This window comes from Anaerobacillus sp. ABR4_321 (assembly GCF_056158505.1).
In genome coordinates this window covers 2,385,652-2,403,030 of sequence record NZ_JBSWTK010000001.1, presented here as the reverse complement: position 1 = coordinate 2,403,030, position 17,379 = coordinate 2,385,652, and the positions used below count along the sequence as shown (strand labels likewise).

Annotated in this window: 23 protein-coding genes; 6 read left to right on the top strand and 17 right to left on the bottom strand. The window is 35.0% G+C overall.

The features are described 5' to 3' along the window. Positions 1-67: 67 nt before the first annotated feature. Positions 68-961, bottom strand: a complete 894-nt coding sequence (locus ACXADT_RS12540; RefSeq protein WP_474835848.1) for a LysR family transcriptional regulator — start codon at positions 959-961, stop codon at positions 68-70. Between the two features lie 116 nt (positions 962-1,077). Between ACXADT_RS12540 and ACXADT_RS12535 the strand changes: the two genes are divergently transcribed. Further along, positions 1,078-1,971 carry a DMT family transporter gene (locus ACXADT_RS12535; RefSeq protein WP_474835846.1) on the top strand — a complete coding sequence of 298 codons (894 nt, stop codon included), beginning with the start codon at positions 1,078-1,080 and terminating at the stop codon, positions 1,969-1,971. A gap of 96 nt (positions 1,972-2,067) precedes the next feature. Here ACXADT_RS12535 and ACXADT_RS12530 read toward each other — a convergent pair whose 3' ends face one another. Then, a complete protein-coding gene (locus ACXADT_RS12530; protein WP_270182336.1) occupies positions 2,068-2,418 on the bottom strand; it encodes a hypothetical protein in 351 nt (116 codons plus the stop codon). Between the two features lie 704 nt (positions 2,419-3,122). After that, positions 3,123-3,551 carry a DUF4362 domain-containing protein gene (locus tag ACXADT_RS12525; protein WP_474835498.1) on the bottom strand — a complete coding sequence of 143 codons (429 nt, stop codon included), beginning with the start codon at positions 3,549-3,551 and terminating at the stop codon, positions 3,123-3,125. Between the two features lie 218 nt (positions 3,552-3,769). Between ACXADT_RS12525 and ACXADT_RS12520 the strand changes: the two genes are divergently transcribed. Both ACXADT_RS12520 and ACXADT_RS12515 read left to right on the top strand, forming a co-directional pair. Continuing rightward, positions 3,770-4,573 carry a DUF6597 domain-containing transcriptional factor gene (locus ACXADT_RS12520; RefSeq protein ID WP_474835500.1) on the top strand — a complete coding sequence of 268 codons (804 nt, stop codon included), beginning with the start codon at positions 3,770-3,772 and terminating at the stop codon, positions 4,571-4,573. A 72-nt stretch (positions 4,574-4,645) separates the two neighbouring features. Beyond that, positions 4,646-5,014, top strand: coding sequence for a VOC family protein (locus ACXADT_RS12515; RefSeq protein ID WP_474835502.1), 369 nt, complete (start codon positions 4,646-4,648; stop codon positions 5,012-5,014). 49 nt (positions 5,015-5,063) lie between these two features. On the opposite strand, the gene ACXADT_RS12510 is transcribed toward ACXADT_RS12515, so the two are convergent. From ACXADT_RS12510 to ACXADT_RS12485, 6 genes are all read right to left on the bottom strand, one after another. Then, positions 5,064-5,774 (bottom strand): DUF975 family protein, encoded by a 711-nt coding sequence (locus ACXADT_RS12510; RefSeq protein WP_474835504.1) that lies wholly within the window; start codon positions 5,772-5,774, stop codon positions 5,064-5,066. 147 nt (positions 5,775-5,921) lie between these two features. Beyond that, entirely contained in the window at positions 5,922-6,389 is a 468-nt protein-coding gene (locus ACXADT_RS12505; RefSeq protein ID WP_474835844.1) for a GNAT family N-acetyltransferase, read from the bottom strand. A 92-nt stretch (positions 6,390-6,481) separates the two neighbouring features. Beyond that, positions 6,482-7,042: a hypothetical protein gene (locus ACXADT_RS12500; protein WP_474835484.1), complete on the bottom strand. Its 561-nt coding sequence runs from the start codon at positions 7,040-7,042 to the stop codon at positions 6,482-6,484. Between the two features lie 160 nt (positions 7,043-7,202). Further along, positions 7,203-7,634, bottom strand: a complete 432-nt coding sequence (locus tag ACXADT_RS12495; protein ID WP_474835486.1) for a hypothetical protein — start codon at positions 7,632-7,634, stop codon at positions 7,203-7,205. A gap of 217 nt (positions 7,635-7,851) precedes the next feature. Then, positions 7,852-8,256: a hypothetical protein gene (locus ACXADT_RS12490; RefSeq protein ID WP_474835488.1), complete on the bottom strand. Its 405-nt coding sequence runs from the start codon at positions 8,254-8,256 to the stop codon at positions 7,852-7,854. 132 nt (positions 8,257-8,388) lie between these two features. Further along, entirely contained in the window at positions 8,389-9,597 is a 1,209-nt protein-coding gene (locus ACXADT_RS12485) for a translocation protein TolB (protein WP_474835490.1), read from the bottom strand. Positions 9,598-9,837: 240 nt separating this feature from the next. Between ACXADT_RS12485 and ACXADT_RS12480 the strand changes: the two genes are divergently transcribed. Beyond that, complete coding sequence (locus ACXADT_RS12480) at positions 9,838-10,332, top strand: hypothetical protein (protein ID WP_474835492.1); 495 nt, start codon at positions 9,838-9,840, stop codon at positions 10,330-10,332. A 137-nt stretch (positions 10,333-10,469) separates the two neighbouring features. Here ACXADT_RS12480 and ACXADT_RS12475 read toward each other — a convergent pair whose 3' ends face one another. From ACXADT_RS12475 to ACXADT_RS12465, 3 genes are all read right to left on the bottom strand, one after another. Beyond that, positions 10,470-10,646, bottom strand: coding sequence for a hypothetical protein (locus tag ACXADT_RS12475; protein WP_474835494.1), 177 nt, complete (start codon positions 10,644-10,646; stop codon positions 10,470-10,472). A gap of 89 nt (positions 10,647-10,735) precedes the next feature. Next, positions 10,736-10,927 (bottom strand): hypothetical protein, encoded by a 192-nt coding sequence (locus ACXADT_RS12470; protein WP_474835496.1) that lies wholly within the window; start codon positions 10,925-10,927, stop codon positions 10,736-10,738. Positions 10,928-11,031: 104 nt separating this feature from the next. Then, complete coding sequence (locus ACXADT_RS12465) at positions 11,032-11,925, bottom strand: LysR family transcriptional regulator (protein ID WP_474835842.1); 894 nt, start codon at positions 11,923-11,925, stop codon at positions 11,032-11,034. Between the two features lie 116 nt (positions 11,926-12,041). Between ACXADT_RS12465 and ACXADT_RS12460 the strand changes: the two genes are divergently transcribed. Continuing rightward, on the top strand, positions 12,042-12,935 hold the full coding sequence (locus tag ACXADT_RS12460; RefSeq protein ID WP_474835840.1) for a DMT family transporter: 894 nt from the start codon (positions 12,042-12,044) through the stop codon (positions 12,933-12,935). A 159-nt stretch (positions 12,936-13,094) separates the two neighbouring features. Here the strand turns inward: ACXADT_RS12460 and ACXADT_RS12455 are convergent, their stop codons facing one another. From ACXADT_RS12455 to ACXADT_RS12440, 4 genes are all read right to left on the bottom strand, one after another. Further along, positions 13,095-13,496 carry a hypothetical protein gene (locus tag ACXADT_RS12455; RefSeq protein WP_474835385.1) on the bottom strand — a complete coding sequence of 134 codons (402 nt, stop codon included), beginning with the start codon at positions 13,494-13,496 and terminating at the stop codon, positions 13,095-13,097. Positions 13,497-13,651: 155 nt separating this feature from the next. Further along, on the bottom strand, positions 13,652-14,143 hold the full coding sequence (locus tag ACXADT_RS12450) for a hypothetical protein (protein ID WP_474835383.1): 492 nt from the start codon (positions 14,141-14,143) through the stop codon (positions 13,652-13,654). A gap of 90 nt (positions 14,144-14,233) precedes the next feature. Next, positions 14,234-14,773 (bottom strand): GNAT family N-acetyltransferase, encoded by a 540-nt coding sequence (locus ACXADT_RS12445; protein ID WP_474835381.1) that lies wholly within the window; start codon positions 14,771-14,773, stop codon positions 14,234-14,236. A 239-nt stretch (positions 14,774-15,012) separates the two neighbouring features. Continuing rightward, complete coding sequence (locus ACXADT_RS12440; protein WP_474835379.1) at positions 15,013-15,864, bottom strand: bacteriochlorophyll 4-vinyl reductase; 852 nt, start codon at positions 15,862-15,864, stop codon at positions 15,013-15,015. Positions 15,865-16,143: 279 nt separating this feature from the next. Here ACXADT_RS12440 and ACXADT_RS12435 point away from each other — a divergent pair, with 279 nt between their 5' ends. Next, complete coding sequence (locus ACXADT_RS12435) at positions 16,144-17,109, top strand: SIR2 family protein (protein WP_474835377.1); 966 nt, start codon at positions 16,144-16,146, stop codon at positions 17,107-17,109. 37 nt (positions 17,110-17,146) lie between these two features. Here ACXADT_RS12435 and ACXADT_RS12430 read toward each other — a convergent pair whose 3' ends face one another. Continuing rightward, positions 17,147-17,353 carry a hypothetical protein gene (locus ACXADT_RS12430; protein ID WP_474835375.1) on the bottom strand — a complete coding sequence of 69 codons (207 nt, stop codon included), beginning with the start codon at positions 17,351-17,353 and terminating at the stop codon, positions 17,147-17,149. Between the last annotated feature and the right edge of the window lie 26 nt (positions 17,354-17,379).

Genomic DNA, 17,379 nt, shown 5'->3' with positions numbered 1-17,379 from the left:
AATAAAAAAATTATAACGACTTTTATTGAAGAACCGCTCCCTTTAGCGGAATAACACTTCATCCTAATTAAACCTTAGTAAAATGATTCTGAGTTAATTTGATAAAAGCTTTCAGTGGTGGGGTCATCCATTTATCCTTATGCCATGCAATGTGAGTAAAAATTGGTGGAATGGCATGGTTCCAGCTCAACTCTACCATTCTTCCTGCTTCAATGTCTTTTTCTACAACCATCGTTGGGAGTGCTGTGATTCCTAATCCTGCCATAACACATTGCTTGATGGCCTCAATACTTACGAATTCAAACTTATTCAATGGATAGATGTTGGCAGCCGAACACGAATTTTCTAAAAGTGTCCGATAAGAGCATCCCATTTCTGTAAGCAGTAACGTTTCACCTTCAATATCTTTAGGATCAATCTCTTTCCTTTTCGCCAACGGATGATTGGGTGCTGCCACTAATTTGATCTCTTCTTGTATCAGAGGCTGTATTCGAAGTGACTCTTCAGGTTTTGTAACATCCATTATGAATGCAACATCTAGTAGTCCGTTCATTAATTCTTCTCGAGCTAATTCATCTGAATTAGCAGGTTTAAAGGTGAGTTTAACATCGGGATAAAGGTCTTTAAATTCCTTTAAGATAGGCGGCAATCGATACGTACATTGACTTTCTTGAGCTCCAATCACGAGTGTTCCAGACGACTCATTATTTCCACTGATTGCATTCTTCGCTTCCTCCCTCAACAGAATGAGTCTTTCTGCATAAACTTTAAACTCCTTTCCTGCCGCTGTTAGCGTTAGTCGCTTTCCTAACCGTTCAAACAAAGGACGCTCTAGCTCTTCTTCCAGTGATTTAATTTGCGCCGTTACACTAGACTGAGCAAAATTTAGCATGTTGGCTGCTTTTGTAAAGTTAAGCGTTTCAGCTGCAGTTACGAATGTCACAAGTTGCTTCGTATCCATCTTCCACCCCTTATAATCGGATATATCGATTGAATCTATCGAAATAATCTGTTTTTCTGATTGTTGGATTTAGTATATTGTATATTGTAATACTTGGCAAAAGGAGTGCAACCATTGTGAGCGGACAAAAAGCCAAAACATTCAATATCTTTTACTTAGCATACTTGTCCCTAGGAATCATCTGGGGAACCAATTTTCTATTCATGAAATGGGCTGCCGTTCATATTAGTCCATTGCAAATCGTGTTTTTAAGAGTAGTAGCTGGGTTCATCCCTGTGTTTCTCTATGCCCTCGTAAAGAAACAGTTGAAATTCAGTCACTTCTCCCATGTTCATCATTTCTTTGCGATGTCATTTCTTGCGACGATTGTATACTTTTATTGCTTCGCCAAAGGAACTGCTCTTTTAAATTCTGGGATTGCAGGCGCACTAAGTGGAGCCATTCCAATCTTTTCTACCATCTTGACCTTCTTTGCCTTAAAAGATGAACGGGTGACTGTGAAAAGCGTCCTTGGCGTAATCGTTGGGGTGGTTGGTGTGTTCATCATCGCGAGACCATGGGAAAGCGGAGCTAGTGCACTCGACGTATCAGGGGTGATATATATGCTGATTGGATCGCTTAGTGTTGGAGCATCTTTCGTTTACGCCAAAAAATTTTTATCAGGAACAAACATCGCTCCCGCTGCGATAACGAGCTATCAAATTCTAATCGCTATCATCATTCTTTGGATCTTTGGAGACCTTGAAGGAATAAGCGCGATTCAATCCGATTCTATCGCGTTGACGGGAATTCTCATAGGGCTTGGCGTGATTGGAACGGGACTTGCTTATATAATCTATTACGTTATTGTAAATCAACTAGGAGCTGTTATAGCATCTACTGTCACCTATATACCACCAGTTGTATCACTACTCATAGGCGCGCTCCTCGTAAATGAACTCATTTTGATCAGCGACTGGATTGCGATGCTAATCATATTAGCAGGCGTCACTATTATGAATAAAAAGTAGAGTTTAAAAAACTTGGAAGCAGGTATGGTGATCCAAGCTTTTAATTTTAAGTTAGGTTATTGCTTTTGGTGATTATCGCTCCCGATTGTTTAACGATTAGAATTCATCCATTAACCTAAACCTAGTATTAACGTGGTAACCATTTACTGATACTTCACCAACCCGTTTAGTGCCATTATAGTATGTGGCTTCTAGAGTATCTTCCCCATTTTTCAAAACCAGCATATAACTTGAACCTATGGCATCCCAGGTGTCTGTTCTCTTAGAAGTATTTATCTGGCGAATTATTTCTTCAACTCGATTTTGATTGTTAGTTTCATACAAAACCTCACCCGAATTAATGTTAACTACCTTAGCTTCAGTATATTGCTTTGTAATTAACGGATCTTTGCTACAAGAGGCTAGTATGATAGTAATAACCAAAAACAAAGGAATGAAGCTCTTCATTTTGTCAGCCCCTTACTACTTGTTCGAGAAGCTTGCACTAGCTATCCCGCGCTTACTCCCTTTAATTACATATGACCTTTATCTTACTTCTTGAATTTCTTTATTCTTTTATTTACACTTTCGTTTATTCTTGCATTTGAAGCATATGTAATAAGTGCAGAAATAAATTTCTTATTATTGTAGCCGACCAAAGTAGTTTGCTTATAACTATATACTGTTTCTCCTATGATGATCCACACAGGTATCAATTTCAGGTACTTTCGGGTATAGGTGATATAAGTTATTTCTCCCCATTTATATTGCAAATCTTTATCTAGTAGATTTCTTATTTTAAAGATTTCACTAGTAAATATTATTTTTTGCATTTTCCCTCTCAAATGGAAAATCCCTATTAACAGGAAAGATATAATTGACACTCCAAATGAAAACCACCCAAAGAGAGTCGTTTCAGAGTCTGTCATTGTTAGCATCAACCCTAAAAAAAGCAACCCTATCATACAGGGGATAAGCCCAACCCATTTGCTGGGATAGAATGTATTGTTTATGTTTTTTCACCCCCTTTTGTTATAGCCTATCAAAATTATAAATAGAGCGCTCGCTTCTTATCCAATACGCGCGCTCTTTAGTTTCTTTGATTGTTTTACTCCTTATTTAAAGAGATATAAAAAGGGAAAGATATTTATTATGGATTCGCTCCCGATTGCTTAATTAGATACTTCATAAACTGTTAGGAGATGTGACCATAAGTTCCCACCGGGTTGAGATGGTTCGCACTCATTTAAAAAATATTCCTCACTCTTTTCAGGAGTTACAGTTACTTTTGAGTCAATTGAATTACAGGATATCCTCTCAACTCTACTTGTTCCGAACTTATCCCTTGTTGTATCTGTCTCAGCATAAATGGAGCTACCGTCATAACTAACATCTTTAATTATTGGATCTCCTTCGTCTGTATAACTTACAATTCTTATCTTATCTTCGTTACCTTCTTTAACATTGTCCAGGAATAATTCAAAGGTAGTGAGGTTAGTGATTTCACTCCCCAAACCAACAACTATATCACTATCAGAAGGTGTGTAATTGCAACCCCCAAGTAGTAATGAAAATAATAATAGGAATAAGATCTTCCTCATTTTATCAACCCTTGCTTTTAAAATGTAATGCCTAGTAAGTTAATTAAACAAAAGGAAGAGCAATCCTTTTTAGATCATCGCTCCCGTTTCTGAAAAACGAAATATTATCATAGCATATTGTTGCTAATCGAATTTACGAAGGAAATGGTTTCTATTACTTGAATTAATATGAGTAGAGAAATTGTTGAGAGAAGGTGAACTAAATTTCACGATACGATTTGTACCAACCTACAATTATGCCTAGCCCATATACGCACTATCAAGAATACAAACCAAGCCCGTTGCTACGCCCATTTATTTGTTGTTATTGGAGTGCAACCCCGTTTGATTTGCAGGTAACTGAATATACATATGAAATCATTCCAGATGGATGCACGGATATTGTTATTGAGTACGATTCCTTAAGCAAAACAAGCTCTATGAGGTACTATGGGATATTTGAGAATCGATTTAAAATCACCGAACACTTTAACACAACGATACAAACTTTTGGAATTCGTTTTTATCCGGGGGCTTCTGCATATTTTGTGCTTGAAAAGGCAAAAGATACAGCGGGAAAAATATTGGAATTGGGGCAAATGCATTCCTCTATAATCAATCCTCTTCGAGACAAACACCAACATACACACGGAATTAGTGATTTGATCAGGTCATCAAATGAAATTTTTTCAAAAGTGTTATTGAACAATGAAGTACACGCTCAAGACCACCTACTTAATAACCTTCTCCATCAAATCACTGCTAGTAGTGGAACAGTAACAGTTGAAGAACTTAGCACACTAGAGGTAGTTGGAAAAAGGAAAATGAATCGCCTTTTTGAAGAACGAATTGGTTTAAGTCCGAAAAAATTTAGTCAGGTGATTCGCTTCCAAAAAGTATTAGCAGATATACTATATAAATGCTCAACCGAAGGAACTTTAGAGTATTATGATCAATCTCATTTAATTAAGGATTTTAAAAAACGCCTTGGCAAGAACCCTTCCACTATAACAATGTCCGATTTTTACAATACAAGCTTCTAGGTGTTCAGTACGATAGACAGGAAACAGCGTTAGAAATTAGAAATCACTTTAATATTATTAGGAGATGGTGTAATGACAGTTTTGACAGGCGTTACGTTTCAGGTACGTGTAAGTAGTTATGAAAAGGGGATTCAATGGTATGAAACATTATTTAAACGTAAGCCAGATTTCATTCCTCACGAGGATTTTGCTGAATGGGAAATGGTAAAAGGAACTTGGCTACAATTAGCGAAAGGTGAACCAACGGAGGGTAATGGACCTCTGAGGCTAGGTGTTGAAAACATACACAAAGAACGCAAACGATTAATAAATTTATTGAAGGTTGAAATAGAAGAAGTAAATACGCGTGATGGCGTACCAGCAGCTTGGTGCTCTTTTAGAGATCCATATGGTAATCGTATCGGATTATTTCAAGATTTAGAACGCAATCCATTACAGTAACTATGGGAGCTTACCTTATTAAGGGTAAGCTCCCTTTAATGAAAGTTCTTTATGATTTTATTGCTTCATAAAATTCAAACCTAGAAACTTTAAAATAGGCAATGCTCCACAATACTCCCACAATGAAAACTATTAAACCTAATGAAAACCAGCCAATGAAACTTATGTATAAGACTATAAGCTTAAATTTATTCCTTCTCATCATACTTATGCTCATAAAAAGACACTTCGAAAATCTTACAGTTGGGTTGTTATAAAGAATAAACATACATTGTGATAACCCTAAGTACAACCAACCAGACACTAACGATATTAACAGTAATACTCCTGCCCTGATAGGATCGACCATCAACGTCAAGTTTAAGAGAGTACCACCAATACATATTGCTACGATTAGTTGTAAGGTTCGATTGACAACTATGAATATGAACCCTTTAATAATAAGAGTTTTATTCTTAAAACCATATGAAAAAAATTTAACGTAACTCTTCTTCCTATTGTGTTTTAGATGGTAAATCATATCTACCATTGCAAAGAAGAGTATACTCCCCAAAAGTGATCCTAAAACAATACCCACTATGTTTACTGAACTTGAAAAGCTAAGTGGACTAAAACTTAACCCACCTTTTTGAAATGACAATCTAGAGAAGTCTGCTCCTGTTAGTGAGATAAGGAGATAAGTAATTAAAACCAAACTCACTACCTTCATCCAATTACCTTTCAAAATATGTAAAGCACTTGTTTTTGTTTCTAAAACCATCAATACCTCCAACATTTCTATTTATAGCTCTCTCAAAGTGATTTTACACGACTAGATTAACCAGTTAAAGTAAATACTTAAGTTCCTCTTGCATTTAAAAGGAGCCTATCTTATTTTAGATAAGCTCCCTTTTATTGAGTAAGAGGGTTATAAAAACCCCTTCATTCTAATTACTTTACCATCCAACTCTTGTCCTATCTCTTCCATACCTAGTTTTTGATAAAACTTCAAAGCAGAGGTATTAGTAGGTGACACTCTTAAATGAAACTCATTAAGGTTTTGACTTCTAAAAAAGCTGCATGCGTATTTGTGTAGTTCCTTTCCTATACCATTTCCGCGGATCTCTGGAACTAAGTAATAAAGATTTACATAACCGATTTTTCTATCTTTGTATTCTTTTATAGTTAATTCTAGTTGTCCAATTAGTCTATTATCCTTTTCTACCATAACGAACCCATTTGGAAAGTCTTTTACCATTATCTCTAACCAATTCAAGTATTTCTTTTCATCTCCAAAACCCGATGCATTCCCAAAACTAGCTGCAAAGGAGTCTTTACGAAAACCAATTGCAACTTCACTATGTTTATTTATATCGATGGTGATAAAGCGCAACAAATTGATTCACTCCTAATCCAAGAAAACTGTTATGTATTTAAGGTAAAGATGCGTAATCCTTTTTAGGTCAACGCTCCCGTTTCCTGAAGAAGCTACTTATAACCTTGAATATCATTACTTAGCACAAGCAATCCCAACTTTTTAGTGCTAGGGTGAATAGAATTTTGCTTAACAGCTTTCATTGACCTTGCAATTATCATCATTTCTTCTTTAGACTTCCTGCTGCTATCCATCTCTATATAAGTTCCATCTTGAACCCAGGAAAGTATACCTCCTGAGGCATTAATAAATGGCTTGAAATAACCTTTTTCCCCATTTATATCAACCTTTTCTCCATTATAAAATGAATAATTTAAAGACATATTTGATATCTTACTTTGTTCAATTCCAAATAATAAAACCTGATCAGCTTTGTTTATATAATGTAATCTGACTTGAGTGACATTATTAATATCCGATTTAGAGTAAGTTTTAATCTCCAATGTACTATCCTTGAGGATTTTGTCAGGAGAGAAAACTTCAAAATCAACCTTATTAGTGAGTTCTGCAATTTTAATATTCTTATTGATTTCTTTAGCCTGAATCCCCAATGACCCAAATGGAAATAATATAAGTAAAGTTAATACCATTAATAAACGCAAAAAATTCTTCATTCACACTACCTCTTTTCACAATACTGTCAGAGTAGTGTTCCCACAAGGTTTATTTCTTATAATACTCAAATGATTATTCAATAAAATTTCCTAAATCTACATAGAACCCCTACTTTTTTTAAGTAAACGCTCCCTATTGTTGAAGATTAGCTAGAAAATTTCAATTAGGCTTAAGTCTTTTCAAGATAAGACTTTCTTTATAATCTGTCCATTCACCTATAATGATTTTTATTTCATTTTCTTTATCTAAATATATACATCCTTCACAATTACTTCTCTTTTTTTTAAACACATTTGAATCGTTCAAAGAAAACACTCCTGCTAAAGTACTCTGTCCATCCTCAATTGAATAGTGTATATTAGACGAATTATTGATATTATCGTTATTCCCTTTGTATATTATTTTGATGTCATAATCAGTTTCAGTTCCTGTAAGATACATACGATACATAACTGTCCAATTTGAATTTTCTCCTTGAAAAGTTACAGAGTTTGGTCGTCCGAATAAACCTGTAAACTCAGCGTTGGCACTGGGAGTGCCCACAACAAAAAATATTATTATGAATAGAAAAACACAAAATTGATATTTCATAAGATCTCCACTTTTCCTTTTGGGATTTAATATTAGTCACTAATTTATCAACTATTCCTTAATTAATGAAATGGCATAAAAATGAGCGATCCCAAGTGGGTAATCGTCGGTCCTTACATTAAGAAAAAGCACAATTCTTGTTACAGAATCTTGCTCCCGATTCTTGAAGACTGGTTTCTCCCATTAAATCTATAACTACCCACCCGTTTGCTTCTTCTTAGCTTATCTTACCTTGTGCTTTTACAATAATTTCAAAAGCAAAATTTTCTGGTAGTATCGATGTATCTTTTGCTATCTGAACAATGTCATTAACCTCTGTTTCAACAATTGCGCGCTCTTCCTGAGTATAAGCCACAGAGTCAATATAAATCAGGAACTTTGGAGAAACCTCTATATCATTTTGAATAAGGACCAGTCTTCCATTTATACCTTTCTCCTTTAAACTGTCTGCAATAAATTCTGCTAACTCTTCAGTTATTATTCCTAAATTACCTTCGTTCGACTTTATAACGTTGGCAATTACTTTTCCTTCATTACTGGATGCGTCATCTAATAATGTAAATGAATCAATAAATACGAAGGATAATAATAAACCCACCCCTATAAAGTAGAATCTCTTCATCTTACACCACCTCTATATAAAGAAGATGTCCAAGAATGTTAAATTATTCTTATGTGTACACAATTTCTTACTTAAATAACCTTGCTCCGTTACCAAAGAATAATAAAGAATCAGTCTATATTAACCTTATTCTTATGAGAAAAGAACAGGAGCGGAGTCAACATTCCGAATCCATATATGTTCTGGACCATTTAATTTGTATTTAATCCATACATTTCCCTGATTATTATTTATACTTTTTCTAAACCAAATAATCTTTGTCTTTACAGCTTGAGGTTTGAGGTCTAGTTCATTTTCTTTTGGATAGGAAATTTGCTTTTGCACATTCGACTTTATATTTAAAGCGTATAGACTCGTAAACATTGTTGGAACCGGACCTTGCTTCCACTCCTTATTCTCTTTTGCTCGAGCAACAATAATAGTGTCTGAGGAAAACCAATCTAAATCAAGATCAACATATCCTCTTGGTGTATACTCCATCTGTTCGTTCAAAATTGGAATATCGGCAACGGCAGTGTTTTTATTCTTAACAAAAAACCTACCCTCTCCCGAGATGTATGCTAGTATATTTTTATTTGGAGCCCACTTTATCCAGTCTTTATACCAAAGCATCTTTCCTACATTCTGAAATTGTTCTCCTTTAGAAGAAAGTACACATAGAGTATTGCTGTCATTCGCCCAGGAAGCAGTTGGAGTTGCAAGAAAACTAACCCATTTTCCATCTGTGCTCCACTTAAAATACTCAGCATTGATGGCAAACAAGTCAGGTGTATTTGTTGGAATAGTATAAAACGGTTTTATTTTGTCGGAATTAAGATTAGCATCTACTGGTATTTTAAATAATTGAACAGGCTCCCACCCTGTAGGCAATAAATTTGATTGCGAAGAGACGATAAACTCGTTTTCATTCGGAAACCAAGCAAAATCACTAACGCCTAGCGAGACATTCTCAAATCCATATGGCCGTCCATTCCTGATTTTTGTTACGTTAAGCACACCAACAGAGATGTAGGCTAATTGATTTGATACAGGAGACCATTGAAAATTTCTAGTTTCAATGGTCTGGTACGGCTGATAACTTTCTTCTGTCTTTGAATCGTAAATAAACAAATTAGTATTCTCACCAAGAGCATCACCAACTAAATAAGCAATAAATCTGCCATCATATGACCACTTTGGAGTGTATATATGCTGATTTGTTGTAAGCTGTGATTCTTCATTTCCCTCTTTTATCCATAATTGATGGTCCCTTATAAAAGCTGCTTTGATTGGCGTTTCAGCAGAAGCGATTGATGTAATATGAAATAAAAATAATAAAGATAACATAATTTTGAATACCACTGAACATCCCTCCCTTTTATTAGGATGTCCTGAAGTAACTGTAAGATGCTACCTAAAAAAAGGACCCAACTTTTTAATGTAGCGCTCCCTATGCTGAAAATCTCGTTATATTAAAAAGCAACAATCTTTAAGTAAATAATTTCAGAACTAACGCTTTAATTATCTTTAATCCGCTAACAAGTTCTACATACATCCCTCGTTTTAGAGAATAATACCTGTATCTAAATCTTGGGGGTGGACGTGATTAAGAAGATCATACTTACCACAATGACAATATTTCTTTTCAGTAATCTTTCAACAAATACCGAAACGAAAGCTTTAACCTTTGATGAACTGCCTATAAAACAAACATCAAAGAATTGGTCTGTAAAAATAGAAGAAGATCTGCTAGGAGAAAAAGGACCGACTAAACCCAAAACAGGGGAATATAATGCTTATTCCTTAAAAGTTGAAAGCGTTGGGGATGACCTACATACAGTCAAAATTAATATGTATAGAGATGAACCTAATTCTACTGTTAAATACTCACTTTATTGGTGTCCTGATGACAACGATTGTAACAAAATAAATCATAATAGAGCGATTTCTTTAGCAAATCAGATGAAAAAAGGAAAACCTTATACATATCATTTCCCATTAGCAGAAAAAGCATCTGAACTAGAAATAGAGGTTATTTGGACAAAAGAGAAAAACGGTAGACCTATGAAAGAAACATTCATTTTTAATAATATGTAAAATAAAACTCGATAAGAGCTTTGTATTTTTGTTTTAGCTATGTCAAAGGTTATTGTTGATAAATTAACTAAAAATGGGAACCCCGCCCGTTGCTGGGGTTCCCGTTTTTTATAACTATCGCTCCCTTTACTTGAAGTTCAATCGGTATCGTTATGTGAATTCGACCGTTTTTTAAATTTATACACAACATAAATAACTACAGAAATTGTAAGTGCACCTAGCCCCATTGATATACCTATTGAAAATCCACTAGATAAATATCCTAAAAAGAAGATTACAATTCCTAAAATAAGCGGTGTATACCATTTATTCATTAAGACCTCCTAACAATTTATTTCGTAGAAAAGTTAGAATCGCTCCGAGATACTGGACGTTGGTAAAAAACAATCCTTCTGTCTTAAGGTTAAGACTTTTCTTCTTTTGATAATAGCCCAACAATGAACATGACAATAGCATATATAATAATCGTAGTTATTAATAAAGTTAATGCTTTAAAATGATCATGCAAAAATGGGGACAAAACTATTACTATCACAAGTAGTATTGCACCAGCTATTTTTTGGTTTTTCTTCTTTTTTGCAACTTCCATTTTCAATGATAACCTCCCTTTATTCCTGGGTTGCTCTTAAATAATGAAATAGCTGCAAGGAAACCTTACTTAACGTTCGCTCCCTTTTGCGGAATAACACTTCATCCTAATTAAACCTTAGTAAAATGATTCTGAGTTAATTTGATAAAAGCTTTCAGTGGTGGGGTCATCCATTTATCCTTATGCCATGCAATGTGGGTAAAAATTGGTGGAATGGCATGATTCCAGCTCAACTCTACCATTCTTCCTGCTTCAATGTCTTTTTCTACAACCATCGTTGGGAGTGCTGTGATACCTAATCCTGCCATAACACATTGCTTGATGGCCTCAATACTTACGAATTCAAACTTATTCAATGGATAGATGTTGGCAGCCGAACACGAATTTTCTAAAAGTGTCCGATAAGAGCATCCCATTTCTGTAAGCAGTAACGTTTCACCTTCAATATCTTTAGGATCAATCTCTTTCCTTTTCGCCAACGGATGATTGGGTGCTGCCACTAATTTGATCTCTTCTTGTATCAGAGGCTGTATTCGAAGTGACTCTTCAGGTTTTGTAACATCCATTATGAATGCAACATCAAGTAGTCCGTTCATTAATTCTTCTCGAGCTGACTCATCTGAATTAGCAGGTTTAAAGGTGAGTTTAACATCCGGATAAAGGTCTTTAAATTCCTTTAAGATAGGCGGCAATCGATACGTACATTGACTTTCTTGCGCTCCAATCACGAGTGTTCCAGACGACTCATTATTTCCACTGATTGCATTCTTCGCTTCCTCCCTCAACAGAATGAGTCTTTCTGCATAAACTTTAAACTCCTTTCCTGCCGCTGTTAGCGTTAGTCGCTTTCCTAACCGTTCAAACAAAGGACGCTCTAGCTCTTCTTCCAGTGATTTAATTTGCGCCGTTACACTAGACTGAGCAAAATTTAGCATGTTGGCTGCTTTTGTAAAGTTAAGCGTTTCAGCTGCAGTTACGAATGTCACAAGTTGCTTCGTATCCATCTTCCACCCCTTATAATCGGATATATCGATTGAATCTATCGAAATAATCTGTTTTTCTGATTGTTGGATTTAGTATATTGTATATTGTAATACTTGGCAAAAGGAGTGCAACCATTGTGAGCGGACAAAAAGCCAAAACATTCAATATCTTTTACTTAGCATACTTGTCCTTAGGAATCATCTGGGGAACCAATTTTCTATTCATGAAATGGGCTGCCGTTCATATTAGTCCATTGCAAATCGTGTTTTTAAGAGTAGTAGCTGGGTTCATCCCTGTGTTTCTCTATGCCCTCGTAAAGAAACAGTTGAAATTCAGTCACTTCTCCCATGTTCATCATTTCTTTGCGATGTCATTTCTTGCGACGATTGTATACTTTTATTGCTTCGCCAAAGGAACTGCTCTTTTAAATTCTGGGATTGCAGGCGCACTAAGTGGAGCCATTCCAATCTTTTCTACCATCTTGACCTTCTTTGCCTTAAAAGATGAACGGGTGACTGTGAAAAGCGTCCTTGGCGTAATCGTTGGGGTGGTTGGTGTGTTCATCATCGCGAGACCATGGGAAAGCGGAGCTAGTGCACTCGACGTATCAGGGGTGATATATATGCTGATTGGATCGCTTAGTGTTGGAGCATCTTTCGTTTACGCCAAAAAATTTTTATCAGGAACAAACATCGCTCCCGCTGCGATAACGAGCTATCAAATTCTAATCGCTATCATCATTCTTTGGATCTTTGGAGACCTTGAAGGAATAAGTGCTATTCTATCCGATTCTATCGCTTTGACGGGAACTCTCATAGGGCTTGGCGTGATTGGAACGGGACTTGCTTATATAATCTATTACGTTATTGTAAATCAACTAGGAGCTGTTATAGCATCTACTGTCACCTATATACCACCAGTTGTATCACTACTCATAGGTGCGCTCCTCGTAAATGAATTCATTTTGATCAGCGACTGGATTGCGATGCTAATCATATTAGCAGGCGTCACTATTATGAATAAAAAGTAGAGTTTGAAAAACTTGGAAGCAAGTATGATGATCCAAGCTTTTAATTTTAAGTTAGGTTATTGCTTTTGGTGATTATCGCTCCCTTTTGTTGAAGACTCGGTATGGAGAAATCTTCAATTGAAACTATAACGCACCGGATGGTTAAAAAATCCTTTTGTTTTAGCTTTTCTTACCTTGCTCTTTTACAATGATTTCAAAAGCAAAATTTTCTTGTAGTATCGATTTATCTTTTGCTAACAGAACAATGTCATTAACCTCTCTTTCAACAATATCGCGCTCTTTCTGGGTATTAGCCACAGTGTCAATATAAATCAATAACTTTGGAAAATTGTCTATATCATTTTGAATAAGGGTCAGTCTACCATTTATATCTTTCTCCTTTAAATTATCTGTAATAAAGTCGGCTAACCCTTCAGCCATCTGTCCTAAATTACCTTCTTCCAACTGTTTACCGTTGGCAGTTACTTTTCCTTCATCATTAGATGAATTAATTAATAATGTAATTGAACCAATAATTACGCAAGATAACAATAAACCTAATCCTATAAAATAGAGTTTCATGATCTTAACCACCCCCTATAAGAAGAAGATGTCCAATAGTGTTAAATTATTCCGGTTTGCATACAATTTCCTACTTGAACAACCCTGATCCGTTAGCACAATAAGCTTTAGCAACAGTGCAGCTATCAAGCTCACTATAGTTGAAGAATGGGATTTTAGAAGTCTACCTTTTCAATTTCCTTATTATGAACGTTACTATCATAAAAATCTTGGATGGTTTTAAATAATTCTGGAGAGGGTTCAGAAGTTTTGTAAAAGCCAACTCCTATATTCTCCTCAATTTCAATGACCATTAGCTGTCCACTTTCTAAGAGAGTAAAAGTTAGTCCGTTCATCCCAGGTTTTTCTGAGGTAAGAAGATCCCAGGATATAGAAGTAGCTCCAGAATTTCGTATTTTTTCATCTATACTTCTAAAGTCATTTTGGGCAATTTTGTCTAAAGGGATTGCACTTATTAAAGACTGAAAGTTTTTAATCTTACTCTCATCGTTTAATACTTTATTGCTATTCATTGACGTTCCAGATTTCTTCATTGAAAGTGATGCGAATTCTCCCTTCAGTAGTTTCTCCATTGAAATAAGGTCCTCATTACTACAACTAACTAAAAATGCAACTAATAGAATAATTAGAGCTTTACCAACCTTCATCAAAATAACCTCTTCCCTTAATAAACCCACCATTGATTAACTCATTGAATAAAATTACTTATCGAGTGCGATTTTTAGTTCTTGCTCCCTTTAATTGAAAAACTCATTTTTGAGAATGCTCATTCTCAAACGATCAACGAATTCACCATTCCTTAGTCGATCTTGCCTTAAAATCCCTTCTTCGACATAACCCATTCTCTTATAAGACTTGATTGCCTTTTCGTTATCAATTTCAACCCTAAGCCAAATCTTGTTGAGGTCTAATTCATTAAAGCCCCACAAAAGCATTTCGTACATTGCAGATAACCCGTAGCCTTTTCCCCAGTAGTTTTTGTTACCTATCGCTACGCCTAATTCAGCGTGTTTGTTGAGCTTATCGATGTTTTTCAGATCAATCCAACCAATATGTATTCCTTCTTCGGTGACAATAGCTTTTTGTTCATAACCATTTGCTTTGTTAATACACATTTGAATCCAATTTCGAGTCTCTTCTTTACTAAATGGCGGATATTTTTCGGGCATATTTAGGTGCTTTGTAACTTCTTTATCAAAACACCAAGAATAACGATCTTCAACATCATCAAGAGTTAAATCTCGAATCTGCACGTTCGGTAACTCATTTGTTTTCATATATCTTATCCTCGCTTCTTCCATTCACCTGCAGTGTTATTAACTTAAACAATAAGGATCGTAATCCTTTCTAGATCAACGCTCCCTATTCATGAAGACTCAATTTCGAGATAAAGTAAATAAATGATGGTGTTAGAACACTAAAATCCATATATAAAATTAATGAGTATCTAAAACTGTACTTTTACTTACCTGAGAAAACACGAGTAAAGGAAGTTGATACTTAGCGTTGTAAATTCTTATTTTCCTGACGCTACCCCTTCAGGATCATCATCATTATCTATGTCCGTAAAATCTATATCAATAATATCCGGGAAGTACTCTTTCATAGCCTTATATTCATCGTATAAGCCTTCTTCGGATAGCACTAATGCTTCAGATAATGCTTTATACAGCCTGTTGCCCATTGGGCGCATACTTATATAGGTTAAGGTTCCACCAACTGCTCCTCCTAGTATTGGTACCGCTTTTGCGACGCCCTTAGCAAATACATCTTTATTCACTTTTATCCCAATGTATAAAAGCGTTTTCTTAATTATAGGGTAGTAAAGCGTTTTTGTAAGAGCTTTTTGCGGTAACTTTTTTAGCAATTGTTTTGATAATCCATTTGAAATAAACTTTAAGGCATTTGCTGTTCCTGCAACGCTAAACATAACTCCTAAAAACATGATTATTTCATTACGAGCTTCTTCCATATCGGTATGTTCATCAAGCCATAAGTCATCATGCCCATATAAATAAGCCAATTCTTGGGCTAAAACCACCGAATTTCCGAAAAACTGATATAAGTCTGCCGGAATTGTCCCCGCCATTGCTAATCCACCTGGAACACCTGCAGCAAATCCAAGCCCAGCACTTTTTAATGATCTTTTATGAATTACAGCTTTTGCAACATTATCGAGCTCAGACCTATTAATCCCAGCTTTGTATGGTCCTACTGCTAAAATTTGATTCAACTGATCCTCAGATACTCCATTTGCAAATTTTTTCGTTAAAAATTCTTTTCTGTTAACTTTTACAGTCGGCACTTTTAAAGTTAGATCAATTAGTGAGGTTAAGTCAATATGCTTCTTTTTTAGTTTATTTGCCATATGTATACCCTCTCTCTTCAATTTGGAGGTAATAACATTTTTCCAAATTAATTATTTCATGTAATTTATTTCCTCTTTCTATATATCTTTTTAGCTTTTCCTTCAACTCTGTATTGCTCCGAGATTGTGGAAGATTCGATATAGAGATATTTTTAAGTGTTTCTATGAATAACGCACCTGTAACCAAAAAGCACCCCGCAAGACATTGAGATTTAGAGTTTAATATTTCTAAAAATCAAGGTATAATTGGAAAATACTGATAATCCAAGGGGTGTTATTTTGAAAAAGTTTGCTTTTCTAACTGGTAATGGATTTACTCTTGATTTTATAGAACAATTAGGATTACATTCATCGTTTCCACTAAGAAATTTTAATTCACTCAACATTAAATACAATAACGAATTTATGGATCACCTTCCGTATATCAAAGATAATCTATTAAATAGTGATTTACCCGATTTTTTTGCTATTAAAGAATATGTTGACTCATTTAAAGATATAGAAGAAGAAAATAAAGTCTTATCTAAGCTGGGAAGATATAGTGAAATTAGAGATCCTAAATACCAAATAGCTACGGATAAGCATGTACAACTTAGACGATTTTTGGCTATGGCTTATTCCGTCCTACAGCTTGAGGTCAATAAATATGATATGACTGAGTGGAAATGGTTCAAATGGTTGAAGGAAAATAGAAAAAATCTAACTATTGGAATCTCCCTTAACTATGATTTAATACTTGAGAAATCTTTGATACTAGCAGAAACTCCCTTTTTCAGAGTTGGAACGAACGAGCTTCTAAGTAGAGTTCCATTAATAAAACCACATGGATCAATTGATTTTGATTTACCATCTAATATAATTGTAACTGATAATCCTTGGAGTATATCTGCATCATTAAACGATGCTCAAAGTGTACACATAATACCTGAATCTAAATGGTTAACTCCTAGAATTGAAGCTGATATAATTTCTCCATCCTTACATAATATTCAACTACATTTATCTTGGATTACAAGAATGTATCACCTTTACTCGCAAATGGCTAAAGATATTGATGCACTAGTAATAGTAGGATGTTCCTACTGGGATGTGGACAGGCCAGAAATAGATGAATTATTAAGCAAATTAGAAAGAAGAACTAAGGTGTATGTTATAGATATAGATCCTAATATAGAATTAAAAAAGAAAATACAATCCTTAGGATTATCTTATAGAGAAGCTAACTCTGATGGATTACCATGGTAATAAAAAATACCTTCCAATAATTATATGGGAGGTATTTTTACTCATCTTTTAACAGTTCATAATGATCATTTAGAATAACTCCATTAGCACCTTCACAATAAGTAACTCCAAATGGTTTTAATTTCACTTCTTTAACAATCCAAATACTTCCCACGTTGTAAATCGTTTTCCCCCAGCCTTGTGAATAAAATTTTGTAACTCGAATTTTATCGCCTTTTTTTGCTATTGGAAGGTTTTCATTCAATTTAATCATCTCCATCCATATTATAC

Coding starts and splice junctions, on each gene's coding strand:
- ACXADT_RS12540 (WP_474835848.1), bottom strand. CDS start 961: ATGGATACGAAGCAACTTGTGACATTCGTAACTGCAGCTGAAACGCTT.
- ACXADT_RS12530 (WP_270182336.1), bottom strand. CDS start 2,418: ATGAAGAGCTTCATTCCTTTGTTTTTGGTTATTACTATCATACTAGCC.
- ACXADT_RS12525 (WP_474835498.1), bottom strand. CDS start 3,551: ATGAGGAAGATCTTATTCCTATTATTATTTTCATTACTACTTGGGGGT.
- ACXADT_RS12515 (WP_474835502.1), top strand. CDS start 4,646: ATGACAGTTTTGACAGGCGTTACGTTTCAGGTACGTGTAAGTAGTTAT.
- ACXADT_RS12510 (WP_474835504.1), bottom strand. CDS start 5,774: ATGGTTTTAGAAACAAAAACAAGTGCTTTACATATTTTGAAAGGTAAT.
- ACXADT_RS12500 (WP_474835484.1), bottom strand. CDS start 7,042: ATGAAGAATTTTTTGCGTTTATTAATGGTATTAACTTTACTTATATTA.
- ACXADT_RS12495 (WP_474835486.1), bottom strand. CDS start 7,634: ATGAAATATCAATTTTGTGTTTTTCTATTCATAATAATATTTTTTGTT.
- ACXADT_RS12490 (WP_474835488.1), bottom strand. CDS start 8,256: ATGAAGAGATTCTACTTTATAGGGGTGGGTTTATTATTATCCTTCGTA.
- ACXADT_RS12475 (WP_474835494.1), bottom strand. CDS start 10,646: ATGAATAAATGGTATACACCGCTTATTTTAGGAATTGTAATCTTCTTT.
- ACXADT_RS12465 (WP_474835842.1), bottom strand. CDS start 11,925: ATGGATACGAAGCAACTTGTGACATTCGTAACTGCAGCTGAAACGCTT.
- ACXADT_RS12455 (WP_474835385.1), bottom strand. CDS start 13,496: ATGAAACTCTATTTTATAGGATTAGGTTTATTGTTATCTTGCGTAATT.
- ACXADT_RS12450 (WP_474835383.1), bottom strand. CDS start 14,143: ATGAAGGTTGGTAAAGCTCTAATTATTCTATTAGTTGCATTTTTAGTT.
- ACXADT_RS12445 (WP_474835381.1), bottom strand. CDS start 14,773: ATGAAAACAAATGAGTTACCGAACGTGCAGATTCGAGATTTAACTCTT.
- ACXADT_RS12440 (WP_474835379.1), bottom strand. CDS start 15,864: ATGGCAAATAAACTAAAAAAGAAGCATATTGACTTAACCTCACTAATT.